This is a genomic window from Limnohabitans sp. Jir72, from assembly GCF_003063575.1.
GTDB lineage: Bacteria > Pseudomonadota > Gammaproteobacteria > Burkholderiales > Burkholderiaceae_C > Limnohabitans_A.
Genome location: NZ_NESC01000005.1, coordinates 187,689 through 206,525 on the forward strand (window position 1 = coordinate 187,689; position 18,837 = coordinate 206,525).

Annotated in this window: 12 protein-coding genes; 4 read left to right on the forward strand and 8 right to left on the reverse strand. The window is 59.6% G+C overall.

What is annotated here, in order from left to right:
• Positions 1–4: 4 nt before the first annotated feature.
• The 8 genes from B9Z52_RS08900 to glnE form a co-directional block, all read right to left on the reverse strand.
• A complete protein-coding gene (locus B9Z52_RS08900; RefSeq protein WP_108413590.1) occupies positions 5–598 on the reverse strand; it encodes a DUF3833 domain-containing protein in 594 nt (197 codons plus the stop codon).
• Between the two features lie 235 nt (positions 599–833).
• Entirely contained in the window at positions 834–1,448 is a 615-nt protein-coding gene (locus tag B9Z52_RS08905; RefSeq protein WP_108413591.1) for a chalcone isomerase family protein, read from the reverse strand.
• A 5-nt stretch (positions 1,449–1,453) separates the two neighbouring features.
• Positions 1,454–2,734, reverse strand: coding sequence for a class I SAM-dependent methyltransferase (locus tag B9Z52_RS08910; RefSeq protein WP_369907873.1), 1,281 nt, complete (start codon positions 2,732–2,734; stop codon positions 1,454–1,456).
• On the reverse strand, positions 2,731–3,507 hold the full coding sequence (locus B9Z52_RS08915) for a DUF1365 domain-containing protein (RefSeq protein ID WP_108413495.1): 777 nt from the start codon (positions 3,505–3,507) through the stop codon (positions 2,731–2,733). Before B9Z52_RS08915 ends, B9Z52_RS08910 begins: the two co-directional genes overlap by 4 nt.
• Entirely contained in the window at positions 3,504–4,799 is a 1,296-nt protein-coding gene (locus B9Z52_RS08920; RefSeq protein ID WP_108413593.1) for an NAD(P)/FAD-dependent oxidoreductase, read from the reverse strand. Before B9Z52_RS08920 ends, B9Z52_RS08915 begins: the two co-directional genes overlap by 4 nt.
• An 11-nt stretch (positions 4,800–4,810) precedes the next feature.
• On the reverse strand, positions 4,811–5,368 hold the full coding sequence (locus tag B9Z52_RS08925; RefSeq protein ID WP_233251898.1) for a glutathione peroxidase: 558 nt from the start codon (positions 5,366–5,368) through the stop codon (positions 4,811–4,813).
• A gap of 352 nt (positions 5,369–5,720) precedes the next feature.
• Entirely contained in the window at positions 5,721–8,492 is a 2,772-nt protein-coding gene (locus B9Z52_RS08930) for a TonB-dependent receptor domain-containing protein (protein ID WP_108413497.1), read from the reverse strand.
• A gap of 179 nt (positions 8,493–8,671) precedes the next feature.
• Complete coding sequence (glnE, locus tag B9Z52_RS08935; RefSeq protein ID WP_108413594.1) at positions 8,672–11,422, reverse strand: bifunctional [glutamate--ammonia ligase]-adenylyl-L-tyrosine phosphorylase/[glutamate--ammonia-ligase] adenylyltransferase; 2,751 nt, start codon at positions 11,420–11,422, stop codon at positions 8,672–8,674.
• A 31-nt stretch (positions 11,423–11,453) separates the two neighbouring features.
• Between glnE and B9Z52_RS08940 the strand changes: the two genes are divergently transcribed.
• From B9Z52_RS08940 to B9Z52_RS08955, 4 genes are read left to right on the forward strand one after another with little or no spacing between them, the layout of a single operon-like run.
• Positions 11,454–15,536, forward strand: a complete 4,083-nt coding sequence (locus B9Z52_RS08940; RefSeq protein WP_233251899.1) for a YhdP family protein — start codon at positions 11,454–11,456, stop codon at positions 15,534–15,536.
• A gap of 9 nt (positions 15,537–15,545) precedes the next feature.
• Positions 15,546–17,636: a nitrogen regulation protein NR(II) gene (locus B9Z52_RS08945; RefSeq protein WP_108413498.1), complete on the forward strand. Its 2,091-nt coding sequence runs from the start codon at positions 15,546–15,548 to the stop codon at positions 17,634–17,636.
• Positions 17,637–17,645: 9 nt separating this feature from the next.
• A complete protein-coding gene (locus B9Z52_RS08950; protein WP_108413499.1) occupies positions 17,646–18,290 on the forward strand; it encodes a response regulator transcription factor in 645 nt (214 codons plus the stop codon).
• On the forward strand, positions 18,287–18,826 hold the full coding sequence (locus B9Z52_RS08955) for a C40 family peptidase (RefSeq protein WP_108413500.1): 540 nt from the start codon (positions 18,287–18,289) through the stop codon (positions 18,824–18,826). The genes B9Z52_RS08950 and B9Z52_RS08955 overlap by 4 nt, the downstream gene beginning before the upstream one ends.
• Positions 18,827–18,837: the final 11 nt, after the last annotated feature.

Consider the following 18,837-nt stretch of genomic DNA (forward strand, 5'->3'; position numbering starts at 1 on the left):
CTGTTCAGCCCGCCTTGACCGCCAAAGGCGTGCGGCGCGTGAACGACAAAGTGACCTCACCCAGCTTCACACCCCACTTGCTCATGGTGGCTTTGTTGAGCATGACGCGCTCGTCCATGAGGTACATCCAATCGTCAAAGTCGACGTGCCACACGCGGCCATCGACCGGCAGCGCCAGTGTGTAGCCCCAGCGAAATGCATTGCCACTGACTTGGCCCGAGGCTGTGCCCACCACATCGTCGGCGCGGCCGGTGTAAGTGCCGTTGGGCCCGGCTTTGAGCTTCCAGATGCGGCGCTGTTGGGTGCCGTCGGAGTACACAAAGGCTTCGTCCAGCACACCTTCGTCGCCTTGCCAGCTGCAGTCCATGACCACCGTGAAACGCTTGACCACTTGGCCGCTGCGGTCAGTGAACACCCCCCAAGCATCAATGGTGCCGGTGAAGTAGGTGCGCAAATCCAGTTGCGGTTTTTCTTGGGCATAGTTTTGCACCTGAGGCCCGGCACAGCTGGCCAGAAAAGGTGTGGCCACCACCATGGGCAAAGCGACCAAGCGGGTCAGAACGGTGCGGCGGTGGATCGTGACGGTTTTTGGACTCATGGGGGCTCCCGTGGTTTGCATGCGAAGCGGCTTTACGCCGAAGAAGGGTGGGCCTTTGCAGGCCTTGAAAACAATTCGGGCTGGCGCATCAAGCACCGGTACAAAGCCAATCTGGCCAAGCCCTTGAGCCCACAAGTGAGCAAGCCAGATGGATTGGGTGAACAGATTCCATCAGCCCAAGAAAGCACCGTCTGTGCGTTCACGCGCGCAAAAAACAACGGCGGAGTCAGCACATTCATGGCTGCAGGCCTTGCAACAGCTGTGCGCGCATCTTGGGCTCAGACGTGCGTTCATCGAGCCAGATGCCAAAAAACAAGCGCGCAAAAGTCACGTCTTTGACCACGCCCACGCGCTGGCCATTGACCCAAAACTCGGCACCTTCGCCCGGTAAGTTCACACCGGTGATGCGTTCACCGGGGCCCACATTGGGGAACAAGCTGCGCATGGCGGCAAGCCAGCTTTGTGCTTGGGCATCGCTGAAACTGCCCACGCGCCGCATCTCGTCAATCGATCGGCTGGCAATGGCTGCGCCATCGAGCTTGCGCAAATACTGCAACTCCAAGGCAAACGCGTGCTGTGCATATTGGCCATGGCGAAAACCCGCCGGTGTCCACAAACGGGCGTCGTACACCTCAAAACCCCAGACCCGCAAACGCACCGGGGAGGTGGGCAACACAGCACCTAAGGCTGCAACTTCAGGGCGGTTGGTCAGCGTGCTGGGGTTGACTGCGCTGGTGCCTTGCGCTTGTGCACCGCCCAACAAAACACCGAAAAGAACGGCACCGCACACGCCCCTCAGCACTTGACGGCGCAACCCAAGTGCGGTGTCCGTTTTCAGTGCGGCGTGCATGCGCATCAAGCCGGTTTGGCCAAGGTGAACTGGACCACGTCGATGTTGGCCTCGTCAAACGCGGCTTCGCAATACGCCAGGTAAAAGGACCACAGGCGAATGAAACGGTCGTCAAATTTCAGCGTGCGCACGGTGTCCAGTTGCGCCATGAAACGCTCGCGCCAGCGGCGCAGGGTCTCGGCATAGTCCAGCCCGAAGTTCAACTCGTCGACCACCTGTAAGCCAGCGGCTTGTGCCTGTTTTCGAAACTCGCTGGGGCTGGGCAAGCAGCCACCGGGAAAGATGTACTGCTGGATGAAGTCGGTCGATTGCAGGTAGCGCTCAAAAAAGCGGTCGTTGATCGTGATGCTCTGCACACAGGCACGCCCCCCGGGCTTGAGCATGCGGTGGATGGTCTGAAAGTAGGTCGGCCAATATGCCTGCCCCACGGCCTCGATCATCTCGATCGAGCAGACCGCATCATACGGCCCATCGTCGATGTCGCGGTAGTCTTGCAGGCGCAAATCCGCACGTTGCTGCACGCCATGCGATTGCATGCGGGCTTTGGCAAAAGCCAGCTGCTCGGTGGACAAGGTCACGCCCGTGATGTGCGCCCCAAACTCGGTGGTGGCCGCCTCGGCCAATGCGCCCCAGCCGCAGCCGATCTCCAGCACGCGGTCGCCCGGTTTGGCATTGACCATGCGCAGCGCGCGGCGCACCTTGGCTTTTTGGGCCTCGGCCATGTCTTTGGCATGGTCACCTTCGAACCAGGCCGAGGAATAGTTCATCGTGCCATCGAGCCACAGTTCGTAGAACGCATTGCCCAAGTCGTAATGGGCGTGGATGTTCTTGCGGCTGTTGCTGCGGTTGTTGCGGTTGAGCAAGTGCTTGATGCGGTAGGCCAAGCGCCCCAACCAATGCCCATAGATCGCACTTTCAAGGTGGTCGCGGTTGGCAATGGCCAGGCGCAACAAGGCCGCCAGGTCAGGCGTGGTCCAGTCGCCGGCCATGTAGCCTTCGGCAAAACCAATGTCGCCTGACTTGAGCACATCGGCACACATGTCCCAGCGGTGGATGTGCATTGCCGCAAAGGGCGCTTGGTGCGTGCCAAAGACTTGGTTGTTGCCGTCGGGCGCGTGCACGGTGAGTGTGCCAATTTTCAAGCGGGTCAAAAGGCTCAGCAAACGCGAAGCGGCTTTGGGCAAGCTGGCGTGCGAAATGCTGGCGGCGCTGGCGCGATGGCCCGAAACTTGGGCGCTGTCGAGGGTCTTGATGGAGGGCGGCATCTGGTGGTGTCCAGGGTTCATCGGGTCACAAAATCACGGGGGGGTTCGGGCTTGCGCCAAAACGGTACTTTTTTGAGCCACAGCAAAAGCGCATGCCAATGGATGCGGACGACCACACCCAAAGTCAGCAGTGGAAAACGCCACAGCACACGGCGCAAGGCGGCCTGGGTGACGGGCTCCAGCACGCCGCTCCAGCTGGTGTCGATCAAGGGACCATCGGCATCGGCATGCTCAACGCGCGCCACGATGTGCTCGTGCCCTGCGCGCTCCACACGCATGAAGCGAAACCGGTATTCACCCTGCACCGCGCAAAAGGGCGACACGTGAAACACCTTGTCGGCCTTGAGGGTCTGGCCGTATTGCGGCTCGGGCAACAAATAACAATGGCGCTCGCCAAAGGTGTTGTTGACCTCGGCCACGATGGCGGCCAAGCTGCCGTCGGTGCGCTGCGCGTACCAAAAGCTCACCGGCTTGAACGCATGCCCCAGCACGCGCGGAAAGGTCTGCAGCCAAACCTCCCCTTGCGCCTCGGTGATGCCCTCTTGGCGAAGCAATTCATCGAGCCAAGCCAAGGCGCCGCCTTGCGCTGCGCAGCGGCCATCGCCATGGTCAGCGTCATGAAAAGCAAACCAGGCTGGGCGGTTGATCGCCAAGGCGGTGGCATCTGCGCTTTGGCGCAAGCTGCGCATGGGCAGCATCAGGAAAGCGGTCGGGTACACAAAGGCATGCCGGGCAGGGCGCATGCGGGTGTGCCGCACCTGACCCCAGCCAATGCTGGCGACCGCTGCACTCATGTCGCGCTGGCCTTCATTTTGGCCTGCAGCATGCGGCCCACCTGCAGGCCCGATTTGAGGCCATCTTCATGGAAGCCGTAGCCGGCCCACGCGCCTGCAAACCAAGTGTGTTGCAAACCCTGAATCAAAGGCAGCATCTGCTGGGCCTTGATGGCGCTCAAGTCAAACACCGGGTGAGCGTAGTCGTACTCGCCCACGATGGTGGCCGGGTCAATCGGCTGCAGTGGGTTGAGTGAGACCACCACGGGCTGTTCGAACGGGATGCGCTGCAAGCGGTTGAGCAGGTAATGCAAACACACGCGCGAAGATTCACGGGCATCGCTGGCTGCGCGCTCGTAATTCCAAGCGGCCCAAGTCTTGGGGTTGGCTGGCAGCACCGAGGCATCGGTGTGCAAGACCGCGCGGTTGGCCTGGTAGCGGATGCTGCCCAGGACATGTTGTTCATTGGGTGTGGCTTCGCGCAGCATGGCCAGGGCCTGGTCGGTGTGCGTGGCGATCACCACCTCGTCAAAATGCTCGGTGCGCCCATCGGTGACGATGCGCACGCCTTGCTCATCGCGCTCGATCAAGCGCACCGGTGTGTTCAGCCGCTTGTCGGGCACATGGGCCAGGATCTTCTCAACGTACTGGCGCGCACCGCCCACCACGCTGAACCATTGCGGGCGGTTGATCACCTGGATCAAGCCATGGTTGTGGCAAAAACGGATCATGGTGGCCACCGGAAACTGCAGCATCTGATCCGTCGGGCAACTCCAGATGCAACCCAGCATGGGCAAAAAATACCAGTCACGGAACTGTTCGCTGAACCGGTGCGTGGTCAGAAAGTCTTTCAGCGGCTGCTGCAAGGCTTGCTCGCTTTGCTCTTGTGCGATGCGTGTGCACAGCGCGTTGAAACGCACCACATCGGCCAGCATGCGCCAAAAGCGAGGGTTCACCAGGTTGCCGCGTTGGGCAAAGACCGTGTTCAGGCTGGTGCCGCTCCACTCCAGCGCCCGGCCATTTCTGGCGCCAGGCACTTTGACCGAAAACGACATGTCTGAAGGTGCGGTCTCGACCTGCAGCTCTGAAAACAACTGGATCAGGTTCGGGTAGGTGCACTCGTTGAAGACCAGAAAGCCCGTGTCCACGCCATGCGTGACCAGGCCCTTGGGCGTGGGCAAGGTCACATCCACCGTGTGGGTGTGACCACCGAAATAATCACCCGCTTCGAACACCGTGATGTCGGCTTGCCCCCTGAGCGTGTGCGCCACAGCCAGGCCAGAGATGCCTGAGCCCACAATGGCCAGCTTCATGCGGGGAGCATTCATGGTGCAGTTTTCAATGATTTCTCGATCGCCGAAACCAGCGTTTTGCTGTCGGGTCCGGTGATGCTGCCGTAGCTGTCCACCAATTTGCCGTCGCGACCGATCAGGTATTTGTAGAAATTCCAGCGGGGCTTTTGGCCCGACTGGGCGATCAGCTGTTTGTACAGCGGCGATGCGCCATCGCCTGTGACCTGTGTCTTGGTGAACATGGGAAACTTGACGCCAAAGGTGTTCTCGCAAAAGTCGGCAATTTGCTTGTTGCTGCCGGTCTCTTGCGAAAAGTCATTGGAGGGAAAGCCCAGCACTGCAAAGCCTTGGTCTTTGTATTTGGCGTGCAAGGCCTCCAGACCTTTGTACTGGGGGGTGAAGCCGCAAAAACTGGCGGTGTTCACCACCAGCAAGACCTTACCGCTGTACTGGCACAAAGACAGGGGCTTTTCATCCTGCAAGCGCTCTACCGTGTGGTTCAACAAGGCTGGGCAGGCTGCTGTCGATGCGGCAGGCACCGGTTCAGCCGCCACGGCATGCGCAGCGCATACCAGCAGGGCGGCGCCCATGGCGCATCTTGTTGAATTACCGCTGTGCTTCATGTGAACTTCCGGGCGTCTTTAACCAAAGAACCAGTTTAATGTGCTTTTGTGACCCTTGCCGAGCCAATGCTTTAAGCTGTCATGGGTTGCACAAGCTTTGCGACAAGCTGTCACAGCGCCAGAGCTTCATGGACAGCCTGCCTGCTTGATTAGTCGGCGGTCCTGGACCCACAAGTCCGACCGCCGGATGCAGTCCATCAAACGCCGACTGAACTGATTACGCCAGCGCAAAGTACATCGACGATCAAAAGCTCTTGTTGGTGGACCTGCCAAGGCAGCATCCACAGGTATCTGTTGGCATGGTGACGATGACCGCTCGTCAAAACCGCAAGGTTGCGCCCACCTGTACGGTTCGCCCCCAAAGTTGACTGTTGATCGTATTGGCCCCCCAAACCTGCGTGCTTGTCTGTGAAAATGACAATGGCGCATTCTGATTAAGCAAATTAAAAACCGCGAGATGCACCTCCATCTTCTTATTTATGGCGTACGTAGATATCAGATCCCAGGTGATGTAAGACGACACCTTTCTCCCTGAAATCGTTTCATCTTTCATCGTCTCCAAATTCAATGCTGTGACATCACTGTCGGTATAAGCAGCGACATAATTCATCACCACCGACCCGGTCCAGTCCATGGTTGACAAGCTCGTTATGACACGACTTTTAAAACGAGGAATGACAGTCATCGTTTCCGCGCTGTAACGACCCAAATCACTGCTGTATTCTTTTTCGGTTGATTTCTTCTGTTTGGAATTCAACATGTAAGTACCTTGAGCCGTCACGCTCAATCGACCCCAATCTGTTGGGACACGCCATTGTGCTTCCAGATCAATGCCTGACTTCAGCGTTTCTCCGATGTTCTGCAGTGGAATATACATGGATAGATAGTTCGATCCATTCAGAACATAATTTGATCTATATGCATTGGGGTTTTGAATAACCGCCAAATCAGACAAAGGCATGATGGCATTGCTGATGTTGACTCGCCAATAATCCATGCTCAAGCGCAAGTTTGAATCTGGTGTGAAAGAAAAACCCAAAGATTCTTGTGTTGATTTTTCAGGTTTCAAATCAGGATTGCCATTTCCAAAAATATCCATTCCGCTTGTTGGGTAACATCGACCTGCTTGTCCTTGCGCGTTTTTCAGACTGGCCGCGATCGCCACCAAGTCCGCCGTACAAGGATTGGTATAGCTCGTGACCCCCCAACGGAAATTGCTGTCCAATTGCTGTAACTGTCCTACCGTAGGGGCTCTGAAACCTGTGCCCCATGCGCCTCGCAAAGCCCACTTTGGGTTGATGGCCCAACGGCTGGAGATTTTTCCATTGGTCGTCGAGCCGACATCGTTGTACGCATCATGGCGCAACGCCAGATTGACATCCCAGTCAAAGGTCACGGGGATCATCAATTCCGTGTAAGCAGCGACAATTCGTCGTTTTCCTTGGAAGCTGGCTGGGGCATCTATATTGACCAACTTTTCATACGAAGTGGCTTCTGATCGCCAATCCAGCCCTGCGCCGAGCATCACATCTTTGCCATCCCGCTCATAAATGGCGCGTGAGCCCCTCAACTCCAATGCGGTAAGCTCTGTTTTTCCTTCTTCTTGGATGATGGGCTCACCGACCATGCCTTGCAATTGCGCCGTCAACGGATTGGCATCATTCAACGGTTGTGTGATATTCGCCCTCGTGAATGCGGGTAATTTTAAATAATCAGCAGCCTGTATGCTTTGCCCACCACGACGGGCTTTAGCTTGTGCCTGATAAAGAACTGAGCGGTAATCCCATCCTGCAAACTCCCCTGAAAATCCGGTTGAAAATTGCCAGTTTTTTTCACTCCTGACCATCTCCAAAGAAGGAAGATCAGGACGCCAATACAGAGTTGTTCGCGATGGTGTCAAGCCAGCAACCAATGCCTGTTGATAATCAGGTGAAGTTTTCACTGAACTGACACTGGTTGCGAAATATGGCCATAAATTTGTTGCCCTAGCCTCTTGCGTTTCTCCATAAATGGTGTCCGCAAACCATTTGTGCCCCGAATCCAGGATGACTTGTGTATTGGCATGCAGTTTTTGAGTGTCTTGTTTCGGATAAATACCCAAACCCAAATAACCATTGCTGCGACAATGATTATTTCCAGCTGCAGGTATGAAATAAGCCGTACCTTCTGCACATTCACCATTTTGGTAAAAAGCATTGGAATACTTCGTCACGGGTGTGGCTTGGTAATAACTGGCAGGCGATGTTGAAAGGCTGATGTATTGTGAAGATCCTTTTGCAAGGTAATTTTTTCCATCATGACTGAATGGAATCACCCCCTGACTTGCGTAAGGACGATCTTTCCCTAGCAAGTCATCTTGGTGCGCGACCTCAGCGCTCAACAAAACGCTGAATCCATCGCGGTCCAGTTTTCCATGGCCCCAACCCATTTGCGTCATCCAGCCCGTGCCCTTATTTTGATAGGGCGTGCGGCTTTGCGCGCTGATCTCAAAACCCTGGCGTTCAGTGCGCAAGATGATGTTGATCACGCCTGCGATCGCGTCTGTTCCATAAAGAGACGATGCGCCATCGCTCAACACTTCAATGCGTTCGACATCCGCCAGTGGTATCGTGTTCAAACTGACCGCCGACCGTTCCGGGCCGGCAATGGTTTGCAAACCAAACGGTGCCAGGCGCCGACCATTGACCAGAATCAATGTGCCATTGGTCAGGCCATGAATTGCCCCTGCTGAGTAACCCCCGCCTGTGGTGCTGAACTGCGCCGCCTCTACAAAATTACTCATGGACGGAAGACTCTGAATCACCTCGGTCACGCTGTGTTTTCCGCTGCGCCGGATGTCTTCTCGCGTCACCGACAACACCGGCAATGCTTGCGTCTGCTCTTTGCGAACAATGGACGACCCCGTGATCTCCACCTTTTCAAATTGCCGGTATTCCAGGATTGAACTTTCCACATTCACAGAGGGATACGTCTGCTCGACACCCGGCTGCACCTGAGCCCGCGTAGATGTAGCTGTAGCGCCGACAATTGCAAGTAAAGCACCTGCATTCAAGACTGCCTTTTTGAAATACCCAATGTGCAGCTCCCTCATGACACCCGCCGAATAAGAATTAAATTGTTTTCATTTTCTCATTCAAAAAGGTGTTTTGAATCAACTTTCTAATGACCATGATTCAGCGATGGTTTTTAACCTCATGGAAAACGCCATACCGAACACATCACGACAAAGCGCCTATCGACAGCCAAATGGGCTTGCTTTGAGCTGAGAAATCAGCCCATCACCAGCCGCCACAACGTCAACACCGCATCGCGTTCCTGAGCGAGTACGGGGGGTACCACATCGGTCGGCTCTTCGTTCAAGCGGGCTCGGTGTTGAATACGGCGCATTTCACGGTAGGCATTGGCCGCCGCCTCGCCCACGCCCGCAGGCAACAATCCAACTTTTTCTGCGCGTTGTAGCAGGGCGATGTTGCCCACGTTGTCCGCCAACTCCGGGTGACGGGCCGTGTGCAGCAGCACCAGGTATTGCACGGCAAACTCGGCATCGACCATGCCACCGGGGCTGTGTTTCACATCAAAGCGGTCGGCTTTGACCGGGTGGCCTTGGCGCACGCGTTCGCGCATGGCCACGATTTCGGCCTTGAGGCTGGCCGCATCGCGCGGGGCGCTGATGACGGCATGGCGCACCGCGTCAAAGCGCGGCGCCAAAGAGGGCAGGCCCATCACAAAACGGGCTCGCGTCATGGCCTGGTGTTCCCAGGTCCAGGCGGCGTTGCTGCCGCGCTGCGCTTGGTAGTCGGCATAGGCCTCAAAACGCGTGACCAAAAGGCCTGCGTTGCCATTGGGGCGCAAGGCAGTGTCGATTTCGTACAGATCGCCGTCAGCGGTCTTGACGGTCATCCAATTGATCAGCTTGCGCACGAAGGCAGCGTAGATTTCCTGGGCACGCTCGCTCTCGTTTTCGTCCTTGTCGTCGTACACAAACACGATGTCCAGATCGCTGCCGTAACCCAACTCTTTGCCGCCCAATTTGCCGTAGGCGATGATGGCAATGGCCGGTTCCTCGCGGTGCTTTTGCTTGAGGCGATGCCAGCACCAACGGGCCGTCACGCGCAGCACGGCATCGGCCAGGGCGCTCAGGTCATCGGCCACTTGCTCCACCGTGAGCACGCCTTCGACGTCCCGCGCCAGTGTGCGGAACTGTTCGGCATGGTGGGCGCGGCGCAGCAAGTTGAGCAGGCTTTCTTCATCGTCTTCGCCGGTGCGCTGCAAGGCCACCAAACGCGACTGCAGTTCGGCTTCAAACTCGGCGGCATCAAAGCGGCTGTCAAACAGGTTGCCGCCTGCCAGTTCGTCGATCACGCCCGGGTGTTGCAAGAGGTAGCGGGCTGGCCACTTGGCGGCGCCCAGCAGACGCAGCAGGCGTTCGTGCACCGAAGGGCGCTCCAGCATGAGCGCCAAATAACTTTCGCGGCGCAGCAAAGGCTCGATCCAGTCCACCATGCGCAGCACGGCTTCTTCGCTGACACGGCCTTCTTGCAGCCACTGGGCCGTGCGTTGCAGCAAGCGCATCAGGCGTCCGCGGGCATCGTCACGCAAAGCTTGCACGCGCGGATTGCCCGGCCATTGGGCCAGGCGCTCACCGATGCGGCCACTGAACACGCTGGCGATGCCATCGAGCTCGGCAGGGGTTCGTTGCCCGTTTTTGCCGTTGCAGCCTTTGCACTCGCGGTCACCGCCCAGCAAGATGTCGAACTCTTGCGCCACCACCTCACGATGCGCGTCGAGCGCGCTCAAAAAGCTGCAGGTATCGGCATGCCCCATGGTCTGGGCGATCCAAGCCAGGTCGTCATCTCGGGTGGGCAAGACATGGGTTTGCTGGTCGTCCAGGTACTGGATGCGGTGCTCCACCTGGCGCAAAAACACATAGGCGGCGCTCAGGGCATCGGCCGTGGCTTGCGGCATGAGGCCCGCTTTGGCCACGCGCTGCAGGGCGTCCAGCGTGGGGCGTGTGCGCAGCTCCGGAAACTGCCCGCCGCGCACCACCTGCAACAGTTGCACGGTGAACTCGATCTCGCGGATGCCGCCACGCGAGAGCTTCACATCGTTGGCACGCTCCGGGTGGCCTGCGCTGCGCTTGGCCGCGTGCTCACGGATTTGCTGGTGCAGCGTGCGCAGCGACTCGAACACGTTGTAGTCGAGGTAACGGCGGAAAACGAAGGGCAACACCACGCTGCGCAGATTCTGGGCCGAGCCGCCCACCACCGCGCTGCGCGGAGCGACCACACGGCTTTTCATCCAGGCAAAGCGCTCCCACTCTCGGCCTTGCACCAGCAAATACTCTTCCAGCGCCCCCAGAGATACCACGCTCGGGCCCGAGTTGCCGTTGGGTCGCAAGGCCAAGTCCACCCGAAAGACAAAACCATGCTCGGTGGTCTCGCCAATCAGAGCATAAACACGTTTGACAAGCCGGCTGAAGTACTCTTGGTTGGAAACCTTGCTGCGGCCATCGGCATTGCCTACCGTCTCGCCGTCTTCGTCATAGACGTAAATCAGGTCGATGTCGCTGGACACATTGAGCTCGCGCGCGCCAAACTTGCCCATGCCGACGATCCACAACTCGGCCCGCTGACCATTGGCCGTCATGGGTGCCCCGTGGATGCTGTCCAGATCGGCCTGAGCCTGCCGGCAAGCGATATCCAGGGTGACTTCGGCCAGCCAGGTCACGCCGTGGGTGATGACCTGCAAAGGCGCCTGCTCGGTGCAATCGAGCTGCACCAGCCGCTCCATGGTGAGTTGACGCAATACCCGCAAGGCTGCGCCGGTGTCCAAGCCCTTGCCTTGCAGCGCTTCATAGGCCTCGGTCAAGCTGCTGCGGTTGGGCGCACCAGGCGCAAGCAAGTGCATCCAATCGGCATAACGGCGCTGCAAACGCTGCACAAAACGTGAATACGAAGCCAAATTCGCCGAAACCTGCTCATTCGTGGTCGGAACGACATCCAAAGGCTCACTGCGGGTCATAATTCCTGCCAACTTTCTGATTCAACCATTCGTGCTGTCCATCCCGAATTTTCCCCGCCTGACAAGGTGGCTCAACCACAGCATCCACGCCCTGAGCTGGGTGTTGTTGGTGTTGGGCATTTTGCTGGGCTTGGCTTGGGGCGTCCTGCATTTGTGGATTGTGCCGCGTATCGCCGATTACCGCCCCGCGCTGGAACGCTTGGCCCAGCAAACCATGGGGGTGCCGGTGCGCATCGGTGCACTGGCTGCCCAATCCACGGGTTGGGCCCCTTCATTCGAACTGCGCCGCATCGAATTGCTCGATGCCCAGGGGCGCCCCGGCTTGGTCCTGCCGCGCGTGGTTTTGGCCATCAGTGTGCGTTCCGTCTTGCGGCTGCGCCTGGAACAACTGGTGCTGGACACGCCCGAGCTGGACATCCGATTGACCGCCGCCGGTCAATGGCAGATTGCCGGTCTGGACTTGCCCGCCCCATCCCAAGGCGACAACGCAGCAGCCGATTGGCTGTTTTCGCAAAACGAAGTGCTCATCCGCGGCGGCACTGTGCACTGGACCAACGAGCGTGCACAGCGGCCACTCAAAGCGTTGGGCAAACTGCAGATGGGGAGCCAGGAAGCGACAAGCCCTGAAACCCTGGACTTGCATGAAGTGGACATGGTGCTGCGCAACTCGACGCGCTTTCACGACCTGCGCCTGGACGCCACGCCGCCCGAGGCATGGGGCACCCGGTTCGTGGCGGTAGGGCAATTCAAGCGCGGCCTGTTGTCCACACACGCAGCACAGTTTTCAGACTGGTCAGGCCAGGCCTACGCCTATTTCCCCAAGGTCGATGTGGCGCAACTGCGCAAGCAAGTGCAACTGGGCGCAGACGTCCAATCGGGCCAAGGCGCTTTGCGCCTGTGGAGTGATTTTGAAAAAGGCCAATGGACAGGGGGCGCTGCCGACACCGACCTGACCGACGTGAACATCCGCCTGGACCCACAGCATGAAGCGCTGGCTTTTGAGCGTTTGTCCGGTCGCGTCTTCGCACAAGTGTTGCCCCAACAGTTCACACTGGGGTTTCGGGATTTTTCTTTCGTCAGCGCCGAGGGCTTGCACTGGCCCGGCGGCAACCTGAACCTGAGCTACACACACGAACAAGTCCAGGCACGCAAACCTGCGAAGGGCCGTCTGCAGGGTGACCACATCGACTTGCAGGCCCTGCGCGACCTGTCTTTGCGCCTGCCACTGCCCGAGGCCTTGCATCGGCAACTGCAAGCGACCGATGTCAACGGTCAAGTCGATGCCTTGCAACTGAGCTGGGTCGGCGAGTGGAACCAACCGCAAAGCTACGAAGCCCAAGCGAGCCTGAAGGACCTGGACCTGCCAGCACCTGCCGGCAGCACATCGCCCAAAGATGCATCGGGCTGGCCAGGCCTGCAAGGCGCACAGGTTCAACTGAAGATGACGCAGGCTGGCGGCCAAGTGCAGATCGACATGGGCGAAGGCGGCGCCGTTTTGTTGCCCGGCATTCTGGAGGAACCCAAGGTGCCTGTGAACAGCCTGCATGCCCAAGCACGCTGGCAGCACAAAAATGGCTTGTGGGATGTGCCCCAATGGTCGCTCAAGCTGAGCAACGCGGACATGACAGGTCAATGGCAAGGCCGGTGGCACGGCCAGGCGAAGGGCCTGGGTGTCCTCGAATTGCAAGGCCTGGCCAGCCAAGCCGATGCCGCACGTGTGCACCGCTACCTGCCTGTGACACTGCCCGCACCCGTGCGTCAATACGTGCGCGATGCGGTGATCAAGGGCCGCTACACCGGCGTGCAAATCAACATCAAAGGCGACCTTGATCGCCTGCCGTTTGCCAACCCCAAAGAAGGCGAGTTCCGTTTCGCCGGGCGCTTGAGTGGCGTTGAGCTGGACTACCTGCCCGCCTCGCTGCTGCCGCGAAACAGCCTGCCCTGGCCTCACCTGCACGACTTATCAGGGCAGTTGGTCTTTGACCGCTTGAGCATGAAGCTCAGCGACGCCTCGGCCCGCGCAGGCGAAGCGAAAACCGGCATGCCCTTGACCGCGATCCAGGCCAAGATTGCCAACATGGCCGAGCAAGCCACGCTGGAAGTCTCGGGTGAGCAAAAAGGCCCTGCCGCACAAGTGCTCAGCCTGATCCAAAAATCACCCATCGACAAATACCTGAACTCCGCTTTGCGCGACATGCAAGCCACGGGGTCTGTGCAGACCCGCCTCAAACTGAACATCCCCTTGCTGGCTGCGCAAAACACCAAAGTGCAAGGCGCGGTGATCCTGGGCGGCATCGACTTGCGCACCACACCCGGGTTGCCGGTTTTTGAAAAGGCGCAAGGCACCGTCCAGTTCAGCGAATCGGGCTTCAGCCTGAATGGCATGCAAGCACGCTTGCTGGGCGGCCCGATTCACATCGAGGGCGGCTTGCGACCCAACAGCAGCAACAACGAACCCGCCTTGCAGCTGCGCGCACAAGGCGAGATCAGCGCCGAAGGGCTGCGCCAAGCCCATGAGTTCCACCCCCTGGATGTGCTGGCCAAACAAATGAGCGGCGCCGCCACCTACACCGCCAGTTTGGGCTGGCGACAAGGCCAGCCCGAACTGTTCATCCAAAGCCAGCTCGAAGGCTTGGGCATGAAGCTGCCCGCACCCTTGACCAAGGCCGCCGCTGCGGCCATGCCGCTGAGCATCCGCAGCCGTGTGCAGGGCACCGGGGCCACTTTGCAAGACCGCCTGCAGATCGATCTGGGCAAAGTGGCGGCAGTGCAGTATGTGCGCGACCTGTCAGGCCACACACCACGCGTCTTGCGCGGCAGCATGAGTCTGGGCAACACCACCGGCACCCTGCCGCCCATGCCCGATACCGGGGTGGCCGCCACCGTCGCGATGGACCAGTTGTCGGTCGACGAGTGGCAAGCCTTGTGGCCCGCAGCGCCAAGCAGCGAGTCCTCTGACAGCGACAACGCAGCCATGCAAAGCTATTGGCCCACACGCATCGGCATGCAGGCCAACACCATCACCGCAGAAGGCCGCACCTTGCACCAGGTGGTGGCGGGCGGCACGCGTGACGGTTTGACCTGGCGTGCCAACGTGGATGCCCGTGAATTGAGCGGACACTTGGAGTTTCGCCAAGCTGCAGGCGCTCAGCCGGGCCAGCTGTATGCCCGCCTGGCACGGCTCAATTTACCGCCGTCGAGCGCAGCCGATGTTGAAAGCCTGCTGGAAACGCCACCGGCCCACTTGCCCGCGCTGGACATCGTGATCGAGCAACTGGAGCTGCGCGGCATGAAGCTCGGGCGCATTGAAATTGAAGCGGTCAACAGTGCCCTGCAAATGTCGGGCGGCAAGCCCGCCAGCGAATGGCGGCTCAACAAATTCAACATCGTCTTGCCCGAGGCCACACTGAGCAGCACCGGTCGCTGGCTCTTGGCGGCCACGGGCAGCAACTTGCGCAAGACCGAAATGAACTTTCGCCTTTCGGTCCGTGATGCGGGCGACTTGCTCACCCGATTAGGCACCCCCGGCGCATTGCGCGATGGCAGTGGATTGCTCGATGGCCAGATCAGCTGGAACGGCTCACCCCTGTCGCTGCACTACCCCAGCATGAGCGGCCAATTCGATGTGAAGATGGGCCGGGGTCAATTTCTCAAGGCCGACGCGGGTGCCGCCAAACTGCTGGGCGTGCTGAGCCTGCAGGCCTTGCCGCGCCGCTTTTTGCTGGATTTCCGGGATGTGTTTTACGAAGGCTTCGCCTTCGATTCGGTGGCAGGCCACGTGAGCATCGAGCAGGGCATCGCCAGCACACGCAATCTGCAAATCAAGGGCATCAATGCGATCGTGCAGCTCGATGGCTCGGCCGACATCGCCAAAGAAACGCAACAGTTGCACGTCTTGATCCTGCCCGAGGTGGACACCGGCACCGCTTCTTTGGTGGCCGGCCTCGCCGTCAACCCGCTGGTCGGACTGACCACATTTTTGGCCCAGCTGTATTTGCAATCGCCCTTGAGCCGGGCCTCGACACAGGAGTTCCTGATCGACGGCAGTTGGACAACGCCGCGCGTCAAGCGCATGGAGCGCGATGCCGCCCAACCAGCCGCACCCAGCAAATAAGCGCAGGACATGAACACATTGAGCAAACCGCCCATTTTTCGAGCCGCTGTGCAGCGTCTGCGCGCTTGGTGGGCTGCTCAAGATGAACGTATCCAGATGTCTGGCAGACGCTCCTTGTGGGCCGCCCTCATGGCCTTGGTGGTGGCCGTACTGGTCACGCTGGTGTGGCTGGCCGGGCGTTACGAAATCAGCCAACTGCAAGCGACGCTTGAGCGCGACACGGCCGATGCGGTCAGCGACATCCGCATCAGCCTGTCACGGGATGTCCAGACCTTGCAAGCCTTGCAGGCCCAACACACCAGCCTCAAGACCTGGTCTGCCCAGGCTCTGGGCTTGTTGCGGGACAACCGTGACTGGCTCAGGCTGGAATGGCGCGATCCACAAATGAACATCAAAGCGTTTGTCGATTCACCGCTGCGCAAGCCGGTGTTCGAGCGCACCCCGCGCACAGACGCACTCACCGAAACCAGCCAGTCTTGCCAGCGAGCCCGCCGCTTCAATGGACCGGCTTATTCCACCAGCTACTACCTGCCGCAAACCGACGGCTTGGGCATGGAGGTCATGGAGCTGTGCTTGCCGCAAACCCAAGAGGGTGAGCTGGTGGGCTACACCATCGTGACGTATGGCCTGCAGCCACTGCTGGCCGAGCGCCTGGGCAACAGTTTTGGCCGGCGCAACGAGGTGTCTTTCACCGAAGCCGATGGCACACGCCTGGCCATCGCGGGCACCCACCGCCGTGGGCTGCGGCTGTTCACCGCACAGCAGTTGGTGGACTTGCCGGGCAACACCCTGGTGCTGCGCATGGACAGCCGACGGGGCGAGCCCAACTTGTTCCCCAATGTGCTCACCGCCTTGGTCACGGCCATGTCGATCGCGTTGATCACGGTGATGGTGCTGCTGGTCAAAGACTCGCGCAGACGCCTCAAGGCCGAGCGTGATCTGGCCGATGCGCTGGCCTTTCGCAAGGCCATGGAAGACTCCCTGGTCACCGGCTTGCGGGCGCGCGACCTGCAAGGGCGCATCACCTATGTGAACCCGGCGTTTTGCGACATGGTCGGGCTGCCAGCGCACGCACTGATCGGGCGCAACGCCCCCATGCCGTATTGGCCACCCGAGATGGTGGACGAATACAAACAACGCCAGGCCATTCGGCTGGCCGGCAATGTGCCGCCACGCGAAGGTTTCGAGTCGGTCTTCATGCGCGCCGACGGCTCGCGCTTTCCGGTGCTGATCATCGAGGCACCACTGATCAACACCCAAGGCCAACAAAGCGGCTGGATGGGGGCCGTCATCGACATCAGCGAGCAGCGCCGCATTGAAGAAGTCTCTCGGGCCGGCCAGGAGCGTTTGCAAGCCACCGCCCGTCTGGCCACGGTGGGCGAGATGGCCTCGCTGCTCAGCCACGAGCTGAACCAACCGCTGGCCGCCATTGCCAGTTATGCCAACGGCTCACTCAATTTGCTCAAAGACCCCGATGCCTTGGCGCAATCGCAAGACGATGTGCACATGGCGCTGCGCCGCATTGCCGAACAGGCTGGGCGCGCGGGCCGCGTGATCAACAGCGTGCACGACTTTGTGCGGCGGCGCGACCAAACCCGAGAGGCGGTGGCCCCACATGCGCTGATCGACGCCATCTTGCCTTTGGTCAATCTCCAGGCCCGCAAACTGCAGGTGAACGTGGTGACCCGCATCGAGCCGCGCCTGCCTGCCGTGTGGTGCGACCGCACCATGGTCGAGCAAGTGCTGCTGAACCTGGCACGCAATGGCATGCAGGCCATGGACCGGCCTGAGTGCACCGGGCGTGTGCTGGTGCTGCAGGCCAAACGGGCCGCCTCCAACCCCGAGCAAAGCTGGGTGGAGCTGAGCGTGACCGATGTGGGCACCGGCATCGCCCCAGAGGTGGCCGAACAGCTCTTCACCCCGTTTTTCACCACCAAAGCCGAAGGCATGGGGCTGGGCTTGAGCCTGTGCCGCACTGTGGTCGAGCAACACGGCGGCCATCTGGAGTTCGAAGCGCAAGCCAGCAAAGGCACGGTGTTTCGCTTCACCTTGCCTGCCGCCCCTCTTGATCAGCCCAGCACCTCAGCGGGCAAAGCCTAAAATCCGGCCATGTATTCACCCCAAGACAGCACGGTTTACATCGTGGACGACGACATCAGCGTGCGCGAAGGCATGGCCTGGCTGCTGCGCACGCGGCGTTTGTTGAGTACGTCTTTTGACAGTGCTGAAGCCTTCTTGGACATGCTCGAAATAAACACCAACGCAGGTGCCCACACTACCCAGCAATCGGGCTGCATCTTGCTGGACGTTCGCATGCCCGGCATGAGCGGGCTGGCATTGTTTGAGCTGCTACTGGCCAATGGCATTGCACAGACTTGGCCTGTGATTTTCCTGACCGGTCACGCCGATGTGCCCACCGCGGTCGACAGCGTCAAACGGGGTGCCTTTGATTTTTGCGAGAAGCCGTTTTCCGACAACGCGCTGGTTGATCGCATTGAGCAAGCCTTGCACTTGTCTCACGAACGGCTGGCCGCCCGCCGCCAAGCGGGCTTGCTGCAATCGCAATTGGGCGAGTTGACCGAGCGCGAACGCGACGTCATGCGCCTGGTGGTCGAAGGCTTGCCCAACAAACTGATCGCGGACCAGCTGGACATCAGCGTTCGCACGGTGGAAGTGCACCGCGCCCGGGTGTTCGACAAGATGCAGGTCAAGTCAGCGGTCGAGCTGGCCAATTTGCTGCGAGTGCTGTCATGACCCTTTCCCGCACAGACCTGAGGCACCGGGGCTTGTGGGTTTGGGCAGGGGCCTGGCTCGTGGCAGCGCTGCTGGCGGGGTGCTCAACCCCTGCGACGTACAAGGCACCGGCCTCTACGCCACCGGCGGCGACCAGCCCCAGCCCGTCTGCCCACAACGACAAACGCAACAACCTGGCCTTGTATGCCATGTCCTTGCTCGACACGCGCTACGCCTGGGGCGGGCAAGGTCCCGCCATGGGCTTTGACTGCTCGGGCTTGGTCACGCATGTTTACAAAGAAGCTGCAGGGATGAAGCTGCGCGGCACATCGGCCGATCTGGGCCGCCTGTCGCGCCCTGTGGACACCGCCTATTTGCAGCCAGGCGATTTGGTTTTTTTCAACACGCTCGGCGCACATCACTCGCATGTGGGCGTGTATGTGGGCGACGGCCGCTTTGTGCACGCCAGCAACGAGCGCACGGGTGTGCGCATAGACCACCTGAGCAACCGCTACTACGCCAAGCGTTTTGAAGGTGGCCAGACCCTGCTCGACTGATGCCGTTTGCC

What these genes read in the sequence shown, in the direction of transcription:
- B9Z52_RS08900 (WP_108413590.1), bottom strand. Translation starts at nt 598, where the DNA reads ATGAGTCCAAAAACCGTCACGATCCACCGCCGCACCGTTCTGACCCGC.
- B9Z52_RS08905 (WP_108413591.1), bottom strand. Translation starts at nt 1,448, where the DNA reads ATGCACGCCGCACTGAAAACGGACACCGCACTTGGGTTGCGCCGTCAA.
- B9Z52_RS08910 (WP_369907873.1), bottom strand. Translation starts at nt 2,734, where the DNA reads ATGAACCCTGGACACCACCAGATGCCGCCCTCCATCAAGACCCTCGAC.
- B9Z52_RS08915 (WP_108413495.1), bottom strand. Translation starts at nt 3,507, where the DNA reads ATGAGTGCAGCGGTCGCCAGCATTGGCTGGGGTCAGGTGCGGCACACC.
- B9Z52_RS08920 (WP_108413593.1), bottom strand. Translation starts at nt 4,799, where the DNA reads ATGAAGCTGGCCATTGTGGGCTCAGGCATCTCTGGCCTGGCTGTGGCG.
- B9Z52_RS08925 (WP_233251898.1), bottom strand. Translation starts at nt 5,368, where the DNA reads ATGGGCGCCGCCCTGCTGGTATGCGCTGCGCATGCCGTGGCGGCTGAA.
- B9Z52_RS08930 (WP_108413497.1), bottom strand. Translation starts at nt 8,492, where the DNA reads ATGAGGGAGCTGCACATTGGGTATTTCAAAAAGGCAGTCTTGAATGCA.
- glnE (WP_108413594.1), bottom strand. Translation starts at nt 11,422, where the DNA reads ATGACCCGCAGTGAGCCTTTGGATGTCGTTCCGACCACGAATGAGCAG.
- B9Z52_RS08945 (WP_108413498.1), top strand. Translation starts at nt 15,546, where the DNA reads ATGAACACATTGAGCAAACCGCCCATTTTTCGAGCCGCTGTGCAGCGT.
- B9Z52_RS08950 (WP_108413499.1), top strand. Translation starts at nt 17,646, where the DNA reads ATGTATTCACCCCAAGACAGCACGGTTTACATCGTGGACGACGACATC.
- B9Z52_RS08955 (WP_108413500.1), top strand. Translation starts at nt 18,287, where the DNA reads ATGACCCTTTCCCGCACAGACCTGAGGCACCGGGGCTTGTGGGTTTGG.